This is a genomic window from Metabacillus niabensis, assembly GCF_020524345.1.
GTDB lineage: Bacteria > Bacillota > Bacilli > Bacillales > Bacillaceae > Metabacillus > Metabacillus niabensis_B.
This window is the reverse complement of the sequence record NZ_JAIVLH010000005.1, coordinates 65,910-79,809: the sequence shown is the minus strand read 5'-3', so window position 1 is coordinate 79,809 and position 13,900 is coordinate 65,910. Positions and strand designations below refer to the sequence as shown.

15 protein-coding genes are annotated in these 13,900 nt (G+C 36.3%); 3 read left to right on the top strand and 12 right to left on the bottom strand.

Going from position 1 to position 13,900, the window contains the following annotated elements; genetic code table 11:
• Positions 1–8: 8 nt before the first annotated feature.
• Positions 9–1,106 carry a Gfo/Idh/MocA family protein gene (locus tag LC095_RS07945; RefSeq protein WP_226527671.1) on the top strand — a complete coding sequence of 366 codons (1,098 nt, stop codon included), beginning with the start codon at positions 9–11 and terminating at the stop codon, positions 1,104–1,106.
• A gap of 46 nt (positions 1,107–1,152) precedes the next feature.
• Here LC095_RS07945 and LC095_RS07940 read toward each other — a convergent pair whose 3' ends face one another.
• The 7 genes from LC095_RS07940 to LC095_RS07910 form a co-directional block, all read right to left on the bottom strand.
• Positions 1,153–1,302, bottom strand: coding sequence for a hypothetical protein (locus LC095_RS07940; RefSeq protein ID WP_226527670.1), 150 nt, complete (start codon positions 1,300–1,302; stop codon positions 1,153–1,155).
• Between the two features lie 126 nt (positions 1,303–1,428).
• On the bottom strand, positions 1,429–2,463 hold the full coding sequence (locus tag LC095_RS07935) for a SepM family pheromone-processing serine protease (RefSeq protein ID WP_226527669.1): 1,035 nt from the start codon (positions 2,461–2,463) through the stop codon (positions 1,429–1,431).
• A gap of 107 nt (positions 2,464–2,570) precedes the next feature.
• On the bottom strand, positions 2,571–5,330 hold the full coding sequence (locus tag LC095_RS07930; protein ID WP_226527668.1) for a GTP-binding protein: 2,760 nt from the start codon (positions 5,328–5,330) through the stop codon (positions 2,571–2,573).
• Between the two features lie 331 nt (positions 5,331–5,661).
• Positions 5,662–6,132: a hypothetical protein gene (locus LC095_RS07925; RefSeq protein ID WP_226527667.1), complete on the bottom strand. Its 471-nt coding sequence runs from the start codon at positions 6,130–6,132 to the stop codon at positions 5,662–5,664.
• A 170-nt stretch (positions 6,133–6,302) separates the two neighbouring features.
• Positions 6,303–6,707, bottom strand: coding sequence for a DUF350 domain-containing protein (locus LC095_RS07920; protein ID WP_226527666.1), 405 nt, complete (start codon positions 6,705–6,707; stop codon positions 6,303–6,305).
• A 4-nt stretch (positions 6,708–6,711) separates the two neighbouring features.
• Positions 6,712–7,977, bottom strand: coding sequence for a glutathionylspermidine synthase family protein (locus LC095_RS07915; RefSeq protein ID WP_226527665.1), 1,266 nt, complete (start codon positions 7,975–7,977; stop codon positions 6,712–6,714).
• Positions 7,977–8,318: a hypothetical protein gene (locus tag LC095_RS07910; RefSeq protein ID WP_216772743.1), complete on the bottom strand. Its 342-nt coding sequence runs from the start codon at positions 8,316–8,318 to the stop codon at positions 7,977–7,979. The genes LC095_RS07915 and LC095_RS07910 overlap by 1 nt, the downstream gene beginning before the upstream one ends.
• A gap of 122 nt (positions 8,319–8,440) precedes the next feature.
• Here LC095_RS07910 and LC095_RS07905 point away from each other — a divergent pair, with 122 nt between their 5' ends.
• Positions 8,441–8,881: a hypothetical protein gene (locus LC095_RS07905; RefSeq protein ID WP_226527664.1), complete on the top strand. Its 441-nt coding sequence runs from the start codon at positions 8,441–8,443 to the stop codon at positions 8,879–8,881.
• Positions 8,882–8,944: 63 nt separating this feature from the next.
• Here LC095_RS07905 and LC095_RS07900 read toward each other — a convergent pair whose 3' ends face one another.
• The 4 genes from LC095_RS07900 to pxpB all read right to left on the bottom strand — a co-directional run bounded on the left by LC095_RS07900 (position 8,945) and on the right by pxpB (position 12,340).
• A complete protein-coding gene (locus LC095_RS07900; RefSeq protein WP_226527663.1) occupies positions 8,945–9,781 on the bottom strand; it encodes an AEC family transporter in 837 nt (278 codons plus the stop codon).
• A gap of 83 nt (positions 9,782–9,864) precedes the next feature.
• Complete coding sequence (locus LC095_RS07895; RefSeq protein ID WP_226527662.1) at positions 9,865–10,617, bottom strand: 5-oxoprolinase subunit PxpA; 753 nt, start codon at positions 10,615–10,617, stop codon at positions 9,865–9,867.
• The gene (locus LC095_RS07890; RefSeq protein WP_226527661.1) at positions 10,614–11,633 is read right to left on the bottom strand and encodes a biotin-dependent carboxyltransferase family protein; all 1,020 of its coding nucleotides are present in this window, start codon (positions 11,631–11,633) and stop codon (positions 10,614–10,616) included. The genes LC095_RS07895 and LC095_RS07890 overlap by 4 nt, the downstream gene beginning before the upstream one ends.
• Entirely contained in the window at positions 11,624–12,340 is a 717-nt protein-coding gene (gene pxpB / locus LC095_RS07885; RefSeq protein WP_413467470.1) for a 5-oxoprolinase subunit PxpB, read from the bottom strand. The genes LC095_RS07890 and pxpB overlap by 10 nt, the downstream gene beginning before the upstream one ends.
• 264 nt (positions 12,341–12,604) lie before the next feature.
• On the opposite strand from pxpB, the gene guaC reads away from it, so the two are divergent.
• A complete protein-coding gene (gene guaC, locus LC095_RS07880) occupies positions 12,605–13,588 on the top strand; it encodes a GMP reductase (protein WP_078434782.1) in 984 nt (327 codons plus the stop codon).
• Between the two features lie 69 nt (positions 13,589–13,657).
• Here the strand turns inward: guaC and LC095_RS07875 are convergent, their stop codons facing one another.
• Positions 13,658–13,852: a YwbE family protein gene (locus LC095_RS07875; protein WP_226527660.1), complete on the bottom strand. Its 195-nt coding sequence runs from the start codon at positions 13,850–13,852 to the stop codon at positions 13,658–13,660.
• Positions 13,853–13,900 lie beyond the last annotated feature (48 nt).

Sequence of the window (13,900 nt, the reverse complement as noted above, 5' to 3'; positions counted from 1 at the left end):
GTTTGAAGATGAAAAAGTTAAAAATCGGAATTATAGGGTGTGGAAATATCAGCTCTATCTACATGGAAAATTGTCAAAATTTTGAGCATCTTGAACTTGTAGCTTGTGCTGATCTTGATGTGGAACGTGCCCAATCACAAGCAACAAAGTTTGGGATTCCAAAAGCATATACAGTTCAAGAGCTTCTTGATGATTCTGATATTCAACTAGTGATCAACTTAACTATTCCAAAAGCACATGCAGCCGTATGTATTCAAGCGCTCGAAGCTGGCAAACATGTCTATACAGAAAAACCTCTTGCAGTCACACGTGAGGAAGGAAAGCAAATTTTAGAGACAGCAAAAAAACACAATCTCCTAGTTGGAAGCGCTCCAGACACGTTTTTAGGTGCAGGTATTCAAACTTCCATCAAGCTTATTGAACAAGGTGAAATCGGTGTTCCAATCGGTGCCTCTGCCTTCATGATCAGCCGTGGCCATGAACACTGGCATCCAGATCCAGCCTTTTTCTATGATATTGGTGGCGGTCCGATGTTCGATATGGGGCCATATTATTTAACTGCCCTTGTTTCGTTATTAGGACCTATTCAACGAATCTCAGGCTCTACTAGAATTAGTTATCCAGAGCGAATTGTTTCAAGTGAACCGAAAGCTGGTGAAAAAATCAACGTACAAACACCAACCCATATTTCAGGTGTGATTGATTTTGCTTCAGGAGCGGTTGGAACCATTACGACAAGCTTTGATGCAATGGGCGGCTCATCACTTCCTCCTATTGAAATCTATGGAAGTGAAGGTACATTACTTGTACCAGATCCAAATACATTCGGTGGACCTGTTAAGATCCGCAAAAAAGGTGAAAAAGAATTTATTGAAGTCCCATTATCTTATGGATATGCTCAAAACAGCAGAGGTTTGGGTGTAGCAGATATGGCAAACAATATTCTAAACGGTGGGACATATCGTGCAAGCGGCGAACTTGCCTACCATGTATTAGAGGCTATGCACGGCTTCCATGATTCTTCTGATCAAGGAAGTCATTATCAAATGGAAAGCACGTGTAAAAGACCGGATTCTTTAGATGTTGAGCAGGAAGTTTCCCAGTAAGATCACTGTGTGGATACGATTTAATTTCTTCAAAGTCCTTCTTCGTTTAATGAAGGACTTTTTTCTTTTGTTTCTCACCAAATTTGTCCCTCATTCCCTTTTTGAAGGACATTTTCTTTTGTTCTTCCCCAAATTTGTCTTTCATTCCCTTTATGAAGGACATTTTCTTTTGTTCTTCCCCAAATTTGTCTTTCATTCCCTTTATGAAGGACATTTCCTATTTTTCTTCACCAACTTTGTCCTTCATTGCAAACCGCCAAAAATCACAAAAAAGCAGTCAGATGATTCATGTTCATCAGACTGCGCACAAGAAATGTATGCCCTACTTCTTCTCTTCTAACCTTTTCAAATACTCTACCGCTTCTGACAGAGTACCTACCGGGACAATTTTAACGTTATATCCATTATCCTCAGCTTGGGCAATAGCATCCTTTTCATTTAGGTCAAGCTCGGTTAAGTCTTTCGGAGCAAAAAAGATATCGGCTCCTTCTTCTTCAGCAGCAATAACTTTATGGGTGATGCCCCCAATTTGGCCAACATTTCCGTTATGATCGATCGTCCCTGTACCTGCAATTTTGTATCCCTTTGTAAGGTCATCAGCTGTTAACTGGTTAAGGATTTCTAAAGAAAACATAAGTCCTGCTGATGGACCCCCAATATCTTCACTTGTGATGCTGACTGTTTTTGGGATCGTTGCGGTAAATTCCTCTTCGGGTGCAATTCCGATACCTACTTTACCAGAAGACTCGTCTAACATGATAATGTCCACTGTTTTTTCAAGTTCTTTGTTTCCTCGTAAAATAGTTAGTGCTGCACGATCACCTATCTTTTTATTCTGTTGGATATAATCAATAAATTCAGGTGCTTCAACGATTTTGTTTCCATCTACAGTTGTAATAATGTCGCCTACTTTCAGAATATCCTTTGCAGGTGAATCAGCTACAATACTTCTGACAAATATACCTTTATAATCGATAGTAACCTCTTCATCAGCGGCTCTAAAAGCTGCAACCAGTGCATTCTGCTGTGAATCCTTCATCATAAAATCTAACAATCTATTATATTCGGCATCTGATAGATCTCCTTTTACACTCTCTTCCTCCATTACATCTGTATTTGGTGCTATTAGACCATATACTAATAAATAGGGATTAGCCTTTATTTGTAGGACAGTTGTTAAGTGGAAGCTCCCTACTTCGTTTTCATAACCATTCTCTACCTTGATAATCGGCGCCAATTCTTCCATTGGTCCTGGTTGATATAAATAATAGGGTGTTGGGATTAAAGCTATTATGACTAGTACCAGCAAGATAAGAATATATCTTTTTACTCTTGGTTTAAATGATTTTTTTGACATGTGGTATCTGTGCTCCTAAAAATTTTTTCGTTATTTTTATTATAGTCCTTTCCTCCTCTGTTTTGGCGAAAAAAAAGAGACGATATTAAAAATCGCCTCTTTTCCATTTATATTGAACGACTATATGCCTTCTTCGCTTGAAGAGTAAAGTCCTGCTGCAGAAGATTTACTTCAAATAGTTTTAATGGATCATAGAAGACCTCAGGATTATCCCTCATATTCGCTAACTCTTCATTGCCATTTTGAATTGTTTCTTTTGTTTCTATTATCGTGTTTTCAACCTCTTTAATCGGACCTTGAAAAAACGACGAAACATCTTGATTTAGTCCTTTTTCAAATAGTTCAAATGGCAGGAATAATTTATTAGCAATTGAATTCGTTACTTCTTCATACGATTCATTTTCAACATATTTTTTATATTGATTAAATAGCATGTGATTGCTTTGATTCATCGTACCGAATAGTTTTCCGGCACCTTTTAATAAAAGCTGTGTTGGTTTATTTTTCAAAAGAATGTTTTCCTTTTCATAGCGAACACGGCCAGTCATTCTGGTAATATCACGGTTCCAGTCATCTAATAACGAAAAATCACACTGCAGGGAAAGCTTCTTGTCTTCATAAATATCATTAAATGTGTCACTCATTTCGTTCAAGTATGATTGACTTTCAAGAAGCTCATCATGTGAAGCGGAAATCCATGTTTCAAGTTGATTAAATACTGTAGGCAGTAGTTTATCTTCGACATAGTCCTGTATTTTTGCATTCATTTTTTCATTCAGAGTAATGTGAATTTGCTTAAAATCACTATCCTCTTTAATAAGAGCAGAGCTTTCTTTTAGTAGCTTAGGGATTGTCTCTGTTAATTCTGCTTTCGACACTTTTAATAATGTTTTATATGCAGAAATAACTGTGTCTACTTTTTCATACTGTAAATCAGATAACTTGTTTGTAAGACCCTTTAATCTAACTAATATATCTTCATTCCATTCAATCGAGTAGATGAGACCTTTTTCCATATCCACACGTTTTTGAAGGAGATCAGCTAGAACTTTTCTTATTAATGTTAAAATATTTGCTGTCCTTTTTTCCCTCTTCTCCTTTATTTCATATGGAAAATGCGTAGAAAGGAATGCATTTAATTGACTTAATTGCTGTCCAAATGGATGTAATGAAGAATAAGGAAGAATTTCTGCCTCCGGATATATATCCGCAATTTTCGATTTGATCTCATTCATAGCAGCTTGAGCATGAGCATCACTCGCAATTAAATCTACCTTATTTAAAATAAAATGAACCTTCACATCAGGTGCAAACTTTTTCAATTGATATAAAATATCACTTTCATTTTCTGATAATGGTGATGATCCATCAAGAATGTAGAGTACTCCATCTGCCAATAAAGAAGTATTAAAAAGCTCATTGCGTGTTTCCTGATTTTTATGAATGGATGGTGAATCAATTAAGGCACATTGATGCTCATTCAAAAAGATACATGGTCTCTTTACTTGGAACAATGAGGATGGGTTCACTTCCATCTCTTTCACTAATTCCCTTTGATCTTCTAGATAGCGATGACCGCTACTTGTAACTTGACTCATTGTAAGTTCATCGTCATCATGCAGAACAACAAAAGCTGAACTTGAGCCTTTAAAGAATTTATCGCCGAGTAGTGAATTAACAAAAGTTGTTTTTCCACTGCCTTCCTCACCCATAAGCAAAAAATGCTGTTTAATGTTCGAGTTAATTAATTCTTCTAACCACCAGCTCACTCGTTTATCTACTTCAAGTGCATGAGTTTCTGCCCAATTTTTTATCGTTTTGAACAACTGAAGTGCCTGCTCTGAGCCATTTTGGTTATGTTCCACTTCAAAAATAACTTCCTCTGCTGTATACACAGCATCTTGAATAATCTGCCCAGGGAAGATTTCGTTCCATGCAAGCACAGTAGCTGCAGGTGATAATGATGTTGCTCTTGTTGAAAGCTTTAACCAGCAAGCTAGCAAATGCGGAATAACTACTTGTAACTCTTTCAGATAAAATCGACCATCTGTTAGTTCTTTAAATGTTTGTTCATAGAGCTCTACAATTTTATTCCAGTCAGCATCCTCTTTATAATCGACTGTTGAAAGAACCATTTCATTAATTGTTTGGATCCAATGAAGATATGAATCTTCTTTTTTATAGCTATCCCATAAAGCTCCGATAAATGTAATAAGAGACGGCCTGCTAGCCTCATACATTGCGAGCAGTGCTTCCGCAAAATAATCCGGGCTAAAGATTATGGTTTTACCTTCTTTTACATAAGAAGTCAAAACGGAAAACCATTCTTCTTTTTGTGTACGTATCGCCTCGCTTACAGCTAACTTGACTGCATGTTCATCGTCGTTTTGTTCCTCATAAAAATCCCGTGCTGTCCTTGTTACTTCAGGATAGTCCGGGTCAATTAATACAGCCTTTTGAATCGTGTCATAGGCATGTTCAAGCTTTTCACGTTCTGTATATAAGAAAAATAACTTAAGAGTTACTTCACTTTTTAGCGTCAGTTCTTCTGTTTCAATAGACGTATACATATCCTCAGCGGCAGAGAGTAAGCCCAACTGATAATAGGCATCCCCAATATTCATTTTTGCCCAAGGTTCTAGTTCATTTTTAATGTTTTCCCATTTAAAAACAGCAGTTTCGTAATCCTGTGCATGGAAATAGTATTCCCCTTGTGCATATCGTATGTATGACAAATCAAAGCTCTCTTCCCTGCTTTGTTCATCATAATACACCTGTCCCAATTCATGTACAGTATGTTTTTCATCACTTTCTTGCAAATAGGTCCGATAAAATGTCTTTTCAATTAGCTGTTCTTCTCTCGTCATCGTCTTCCTCCTACAACCCCTCATATAGTGACTATTTATATATAGTTTATCTTATTATTATCTCCCCTGCACTTTATAACATAAAACATTAGAAAAACTTGGCTTGTCGCCAAGTCCTAATGGCGACAGCCTTAGTTTTTCTTATACTATCATCCATAAAATTTATATACTTACTGATAGTATTAGAAAAACTCGCCATCTGGCGAGCCTGAAAGGCAAAATAGTAGCATAGTTCCACTAATTAACCACTAATCAATAAAAGAAAAACCAATCTCTTCATATAATAATACGCATGGAGGCTTGGTTTTATTAGGGTTTTTATAAAAATTTACTACTCTTTTTTTCTGCTATCAAGCTTCCTTAGAAAGTACATAATCAGTGCTCCAATCCCTAATCCAGGAATTAAAGAGAGTATTGGAAAAAATATAGGTCCGATAGAAATTCCGTTGAATTTTACAATAGGTGCGTACATAGTACCGACTGTAACAATGTACGCACTACATACATAGGGTAAAAAAGAGTAACGGGGCATTTTTCCTTGTTCCGAGTCCTTCACAGCATCCCACATGGCAAACATGTAAACACAAGGATAAAACATAAGCCATTGATAATTAAGTACCTCAAAGGCTTTATCCATTTCTCCTAAGTAGCTGGCCATAATCGCTGAATTAAAATTGCTATTAACATTTATTAGAAATTCAAGAAAAATAAAGACAAAACCTTTTAATAATTTTTTATTAAGTATTTGAGCAAACCCAGGTAAGGCAATACTCCAAAGAATCGCTTCTGTTTTTGACGTCATATGTATGCTTCCCATCATCATTTTTAAAGTAATCAATTACTTCCCTCGTTTTATTACTATTTACAATCACTTCCAAATCTATTCCAAAAGTGACCGTTTTTGATGAGTGGAATTTTGACAATTTTCGCGCTTACATATTGAAAAACAGTATCCAAAAACACCCTATTTCTTTAATATGTCAAAGATGCAGCAATGATTAATCCTATCGAAATAGATAAAAAAAGTAAAAATAATCCAACTGCCTGATTATCATCATCGATTGCTTTTGTAATATTGAATTTTGGTGTTAATAATTCTGCGAGATAAAAAATAACAATCTGCATAATAATGGCAACACTGCCCCAAATGACCATGTCAAATACGTTGACAGAGTTTGCAATCGAGGAATACAAAACAATGGCTAAACCTACAATACGTCCGCCAAAGGCATAGACCGCAGCTTTATTCCCACTTTTAATTAGTTGCATTTCTTTATTTTTGGTTGTAATTTCAAATAAAATAATACCGATAAATAGAAGTACAATAGCTACACCAATATACGATAACGTTGCTAAAAACAAATCTAAAAATGTCATCTCTTTAATCCCTTCCTTCATGTTTAATACCAACTGGTAAAAAATAAGCATTATTATCTGTTATTTGGTTTCCTGCTCTTAACCCAATTCCACTTGCTTGACCATTGATAAGAAAACTGCCTATTAACAACTTTGCTTCCTTATAACCGTCTACAGTTTTTATCATTTTAGTTGGAAGTTCAACATATTTTTGATATACCGGTAAAGATTCTTCATATGTTTTATATTGATCTTCGTAAAGCTTTCTTTTTCCCTGGAAAACGGAAACCGTGTCACCTTCTCTTCCGAAGCTTGGTTTTTTTACATACTTCCAATCCTTTCTCAAAAACGTTTCATCTTCTAGGTAAGTTGGTAAGAAATACTGTTTAATCCATTGTTTTTCCTTATATGTATAAAACGGATGATCAAGTTCCATCATTCCCCATATTACTGATTGAACCGCTTTAGATTGAAGAAGGAATGCTGAAATGGGATTTAGCATGATTAATTTATTTGAACAAACTAATTCTAAAAGCTGAATGCCAATTGGATCACCCGCTTCATTACCAACATCTTCAATTAAATGCTCAACAGGATATGTTTGCCGATATAAGATATCAATTTTGTTTCCTTTATCATCAAACAATCCTACTCCTTTTTCAATGATTAAATTATTCAGAGGCACATATCTTGCCTCAACATTTGCTACTTCCTTTAAATAATGGGTGGTATATTTATCTTCCTCATGGTCATCATGAGATGTGAACACAATTGTTGGTTCTCCCCTAAATTTCCCGCGATGTAATACTTCAGCTAAAGCCTTTCTCATCTCAATCCCTAATTTTTCAGCAAAACCGGCATTAGGATCACGAACACCAAACTCCTTACACATAAGACCATTTACTAGAAATACTTCTTTTTCAAATGTGGGTGTATCACTGTTAAGCTCAAGAACTTTTAATCCTTCATTTGTTTGAACTAGATCTATTCTAGATATTACGGATTCAATAGGTAGTGCTCTATGTCTGATAAAAGGTAGTATTTTTTGAGGAATATCCAGTTGAAGCAACGTTTCATCAGGTAAGCTTCTTAATAAATGACCTGTTTTAAAGAAGATAGAACCAATTCGATTGGTTGCTTGTCGAATGTCGGTCACCTCTTGGTGTGACAAATAGGCAATATCATATAATGCGTATTCACTGTCATAAAGATCTCGCCAAAAAAAATCAATTGCTCCATATGCTTTTTTTCGTCTTAGTTGATGATCAAATAAGTTGTAATTCTTTATCATTACCCACCAAATCCTCCGCTGGATCCTTTCCCAAATCCAGAGCTAGAACTGGCGGTTTTGCCTCCTCCTTTGAAGGAGCTGCTGGATTTATAGCTTTTATAAGCTGAACTCGTCTTTAAGCTACTTTTCGTTGAGTAAAACCGTCCCCCATAAAAATAATGGCCGTAATGTGATGAATAGTCATCATCACACTCCCATACTCCCTCATCAGCTTCCCATTCCCAGTCACCGCAATCAGTGTCCTCTGGAACAGGTGGTAATGATTCGTTATTACCGCAACCAGCAGCTGTAATCATTGTTGCTGATATGATTCCTGTTAATAGCTTATTGGTTTTGCTCAAGTGTTAACCCTCCTTATAAACTTCTCCATACTTCAAAATAGAATCAGATAAAAATGAAAAAAAACAGTCCATATCCACCTTTTATAGTATAGTAAAAATAATCATAACTTTGGAGGTTTATTATGAAAAAAAGTTATAAATTGGAATATCGATTAAATGATGATCGTAATCATTACCCAGCTATTTATCATTATTCGTTTTCAGATCCATATGAAATCTTTTGCCGTCGACTATGTGATTTCTTTATTAAAGAAAAAAAAGTCTACAAGCGAACCTCCTCAAGTCTTGAAGATGAATATTATGTGATTTATGTAGAAGAAGAGACGGATGAATATGTTTTTGAACAAGCTGAGAGTTATACACATGTCACACTTGAGGTAAGAGAATATAATGAGTATAGTGTGTCACCACTAATCTTTACATATGATTTATATTCACATGAAGAAGCTTTATCCTTAATAGGTAATGATTATTTGTGGATTGAAGAAGAAGAATACGAAAAAATTTCTGCAGAAATTGATGAAGACCGCTCAACATATGTACTTTATATGGTTAGGACTTAAGCCATGCTCCTTGATCAGCTCGGTGGCTGGGCGCAACACAAAAGCAGCACTGTATGCTGCTTTTTAACCATATATAACTTGTGACACGTATAAAACAATCGGTAATGTAATGACACTCAAAACTGTACTAAACAATGTTGCTGATGAGACAAATTGTGGTTCTGTGTCATATTTTAACGCATACATTGTTGTATTTGCAGCTGTAGGCATTGCCGATAAAACAATCATGATTTGCTTTAATAAATCATCAATGGGCAAAATAAGTGTAAATGCAAATGCTATGACAGGTGATAAAAACAATCGAATTCCTAAAGATAATGATAATGGGGCTAAATCCAGTTTTTTAACTGATATTTTCGCTAACTGCATACCCAGGATAATCATAATCGTCGGTACTGCTGCATTCCCTACCATTGAAATGGCTTCCATAAACGTCCCTTCAATATGTATTTGAGAAAAATGAAAAACAATACCAAGCAGGGCTCCGTATACAATTGGAATCTTCACCACTTCTTTAAGCGCAATTTTTACTCCCCCACCATTTGGTGAACCTTTTGCTGCATAATAAATCCCAACGGTACACATTAATAATTGTTGAATAACCATTAAAATTACCGCATATCGCAACCCTGATTCTCCGAAAGCAAAGAAAATCAGTGGCGTTCCATAGTTTCCGTTGTTCATAAATGCACTGGCAAGAATCATTCCACATGTCTTTTTCAGCGAATAACGCTTCAAAAAGGCTATTCCATAGATGACTAAAATCAAACAAAAAGCTAGCCCAATTGTATAAATAGCCATCATAGATAATGGCTTAGTATCAAATTTAAGTACCTTTTCTCCTACGAAACCTATGCCAAAAATAAAAAATATCGGTATTAGAACCACTACAAATTCCATTTGCTCACCTTTTCTACTAAAATATGTATAAAGTAATATAGTACATGTACCTAGGATATTCGGGTGAATAAAGATAATGAGCGTTATATCCCCTTTATCTGAACACCGTTTTCCTGGAGAGTATTGTATATCAATTGGGCAAATGATGCAGCATATTCACCATCTCCATGAATACAAATCGTATCTGCCTTGATTGATACTTTTTCTCCATTCGTAGCGACCACTTTTTGCTCCAGAACCATGGTTAAAACCTGTTTAATAGCCAGTTCTTCTTTTTTAATTAATGCATTTTTTTCTACACGAGGAGTCAGCATTCCGTTTTTTTGATATGTTCGATCTGCAAATACCTCACTCGCTGTTCGCAATCCTAGTTTCTCACCTGCTCTAATTAATTCACTTCCAGAAAGTCCATATAAAATTAGCTCTGGATTTACTTTATATACTGCCTTTGCTATCGCCTCGGCAAGGTTTCCATCTAGAGCCGCCATATTGTAAAGAGCACCATGTGGTTTCACATGATGTAAAGTCCCACCCTCTGCTGTAACAAATCCTGAGAGTGCACCAATCTGATACACGACTAAATCAAATGCCTCCTCGGGTGAAATCGAAATATTCCGTCTACCGAATCCTTTCACATCTTCAAAGCCGGGATGTGCTCCTATTTTGACAGAATGTTTTTGTGCCAGTTTCACTGTTTTTCTCATTGTTGCTGGATCACCTGCATGAAAACCACAGGCGATATTTGCTGAACTTATAAAATGAATAATTTCTTCATCTGCGCCTATTTTATATGCTCCAAAGCTTTCACCCATATCACAATTTATATCTATTTTCATTTATTAGACCTCCTTATAGCTAAGGCTATTCCTATTTTTAACAGCTTAAACTCTTTTTCTCTTTGTAAAAGTAAATGCTGAGCCTCTAATACAGATACTTCCTTAAACCTTACGAGCTCACCAGGCATCACCTGTGACATCAAAGGTAAATCCACACTTATGACATACCCGATTTTAGGATAACCTCCAATTGTCTGGTGATCAGACATTAAGACAATCGGTTGCCCATCATTCGGCACCTGAATTGTTCCCATTGGCACAGCCTCAGAGAGAAGGTTATGTTGTGATGTAACATCAAGTTTTGCTCCTGATAATCGATAACCCATTCGATCTGATTGTGGTGTAACTTTGTAAGTCTCTGTCAGAAACTCTTCTTGAGAAATTGACGTAAACATTGAAAATTGCGGACCTTTTATGATCCTCACAGTTGGATTTTTGAAATTGGTAGATCTCATATGAGTTGGAATCGTCCAATTTACAGATTGAAAAGGAGTTGAATGCTCTTTTCTTCTAAATGACCCAATTAAGGCCTGAGCGAATAAACTTTCTTGCTTTCTCTGGTTAAGACAATCTCCTTCTTGCAATGCCCTACCATGTATCCCACCTATTTTGCCTCTAATATATGTACTCCTGCTATTCATCACAACCGGAACATCAAATCCACCAGCAACTGCAACATAACTGCGGCATCCGTTTTGGGGACGACCAAAAGTTAAACAGCTTCCTTTTTTCACAAGCAGGGGTCTCCATAATGGTACTCGTATATTATCGATTTTTGCTGATAAATCTGCACCACAAATTGAAATAAGATAATCTTGTTCGAACATAAGACTTGGTCCAATGATCGTTAACTCTAATACAGCCTCATCTTCCGAGTTGCCGACCATAATATTTGCCAACCTGGCTGCTGCATCATCCATTACTCCTCCAACGACCACACCATATTGCTGATATCCTTTTCTCCCCAAATCTTGAATCGTTGTTAAAAGCCCCGGCTCAGTTACCTTTATCGCCATGTATGATCTCCTACCTCCCAGTGTTCAAACTTCTCGGGTGTGATTTGTACAAACCGAACAATATCTCCTGCTTTTAATAAACTTGGCTGTGCCTGGTGCTGGTCAAATAGTTTAATGGGGGTTTGACCGATTAATTGCCATCCTCCCGGGCTATCAATAGGATATATTCCTGTTTGCTCGCCTCCGATCCCAATACTACCTGCAGGAATATTCACTTTTGGTGTATCTTTACGTGGAGTCGCGATTTTTTGCGACATTCCGCCAAGATAAGGAAATCCCGGAGCAAAACCTATCATATAAACTAAATATTCTGTATGAGTATGTATTTCAATCACTTTTTGCTCTGAAAGATTATGATATGCAGCAACATATGATAAATCCGGACCATAGTTCCCTCCGTAGCAAACAGGTATTGTTACAATATTTGACGGAAATACATTTCGTTCATTTTGTTTTGAAAGTTGTTTTTTTAGTATGGTCACAACTTCTTCATATGGTGATACTGATTTCATTTTAATTGGATCATAATAAACCGTTACGCTTGTGTAGCCTGGAACCACTTCAACCATTCCATCAAAAGAATTTCCAATTAAATATGAGGAGAAATGGCGAATTTGACTATGTGTATCTCTGTTTATTTTATCGTTAAATACGACTGCTACAGCATGATCTCCTTGTGGAAAAAATGTCACTTTCTCCATTTTCATTCACACCCTTCCCATATCTTCTTGTTATTTATAGTTTACCATTTCTTATGCGTAAGTTTATTTAAAAGATTCTGAAATTCAATATAAGCTATAAAATGTTCTTTTAATTGATTCCTTTTAGGGAAATCTATCTATGAAAAGTGAAGCCCTTTCAAAAAAATACGTAAAAAGCTTTGACATCTGATTAAAAATAATGTAAATTACCAAAGGGACGAACATTTTAAAACGAATTTATAACAATATTCGTGTTTAGGGGTGTATAACATGGAAAATGTATTTGATTATGAAGATATTCAATTAATTCCGGCTAAGTGTGTGGTAAACAGCCGTTCTGAATGTGATACGACAGTAACTTTAGGTGGACATAAATTTAAGTTACCAGTCGTACCTGCTAATATGCAGACAATTATTGATGAAAAAATCGCTGTATATTTAGCCGAAAATGGCTATTTTTATATTATGCATCGTTTCCAACCGGAAACACGCATCTCATTTATTAAGGATATGAACTCACGCGGATTAATCACTTCTATTAGTGTTGGTGTGAAGGACGAAGAATACGATTTTATTAGACAATTGGCTGAAGAACAACTTTCACCTGATTTTATTACAATCGATATTGCCCACGGTCATTCAAATGCAGTCATTAATATGATCAAGCATATAAAAGCTCATTTACCAAAAAGCTTCGTCATTGCAGGAAACGTCGGCACTCCTGAAGCTGTTCGTGAACTTGAAAACGCTGGTGCCGATGCTACCAAAGTGGGAATTGGACCTGGTAAAGTATGTATTACGAAAATAAAGACTGGTTTTGGTACAGGTGGTTGGCAACTTGCAGCACTTCGCTGGTGTGCAAAAGCGGCAACAAAACCTATTATTGCTGATGGAGGTATTCGTACACATGGTGATATCGCAAAATCAGTTCGTTTTGGTGCATCAATGGTGATGATCGGGTCATTATTTGCAGGTCATGAGGAGTCACCGGGCCAAACGATTGAAAAAGACGGTAAACTTGTAAAAGAGTACTTTGGGTCAGCTTCAGAATTCCAAAAAGGTGAAAAGAAAAATGTAGAAGGAAAAAAAATGTACGTGGAGCACAAGGGAGCCCTGCAAGATACACTAACAGAAATGGAACAAGACCTTCAATCTTCTATTTCATATGCAGGCGGAACGAGCATAGAGGCAATTCGGCACGTTGATTATGTTGTTGTGAAAAATTCAATTTTTAATGGTGATAAGGTATTCTAATCTTTTTTAGAGGGACTGATTTAACAGGTCCCTCTTTCATTTGAATCAAGTCGTTCTCAATTTCTTCTCTCATTCACTTACTTCTTTAACCCTTCCTACAATACCTGATTCTAGCATTACCTTTATACCATGAGGATGTACTGCTGAATTTGTTAATATTTTTGAAACTATGCCGTCTGTTAATTTTCCTGATCGTTGGTCTTGCTTTTGTACGACTTTAACTCTTGCACCAATATGTATATTAGCACGCTTTGTTCCCTGCATACCTTTCCACTTCCTTTTGTTTATACTAGTATAGAAAACAGCCTCTTT

Bases quoted from the DNA above. Each gene is read 5' to 3' on its own strand.
- LC095_RS07915 (WP_226527665.1), bottom strand. From the start codon at position 7,977: ATGATAAAGAATTACAACTTATTTGATCATCAACTAAGACGAAAAAAA.
- LC095_RS07900 (WP_226527663.1), bottom strand. From the start codon at position 9,781: ATGGAATTTGTAGTGGTTCTAATACCGATATTTTTTATTTTTGGCATA.
- LC095_RS07940 (WP_226527670.1), bottom strand. From the start codon at position 1,302: ATGAAAGACAAATTTGGGGAAGAACAAAAGAAAATGTCCTTCATAAAG.
- LC095_RS07875 (WP_226527660.1), bottom strand. From the start codon at position 13,852: ATGCAGGGAACAAAGCGTGCTAATATACATATTGGTGCAAGAGTTAAA.
- LC095_RS07925 (WP_226527667.1), bottom strand. From the start codon at position 6,132: ATGACGTCAAAAACAGAAGCGATTCTTTGGAGTATTGCCTTACCTGGG.
- LC095_RS07905 (WP_226527664.1), top strand. From the start codon at position 8,441: ATGAAAAAAAGTTATAAATTGGAATATCGATTAAATGATGATCGTAAT.
- LC095_RS07945 (WP_226527671.1), top strand. From the start codon at position 9: ATGAAAAAGTTAAAAATCGGAATTATAGGGTGTGGAAATATCAGCTCT.
- LC095_RS07890 (WP_226527661.1), bottom strand. From the start codon at position 11,633: ATGGCGATAAAGGTAACTGAGCCGGGGCTTTTAACAACGATTCAAGAT.
- pxpB (WP_413467470.1), bottom strand. From the start codon at position 12,340: ATGAAAATGGAGAAAGTGACATTTTTTCCACAAGGAGATCATGCTGTA.
- LC095_RS07930 (WP_226527668.1), bottom strand. From the start codon at position 5,330: ATGACGAGAGAAGAACAGCTAATTGAAAAGACATTTTATCGGACCTAT.
- LC095_RS07895 (WP_226527662.1), bottom strand. From the start codon at position 10,617: ATGAAAATAGATATAAATTGTGATATGGGTGAAAGCTTTGGAGCATAT.
- LC095_RS07920 (WP_226527666.1), bottom strand. From the start codon at position 6,707: ATGACATTTTTAGATTTGTTTTTAGCAACGTTATCGTATATTGGTGTA.
- LC095_RS07935 (WP_226527669.1), bottom strand. From the start codon at position 2,463: ATGTCAAAAAAATCATTTAAACCAAGAGTAAAAAGATATATTCTTATC.
- guaC (WP_078434782.1), top strand. From the start codon at position 12,605: ATGGAAAATGTATTTGATTATGAAGATATTCAATTAATTCCGGCTAAG.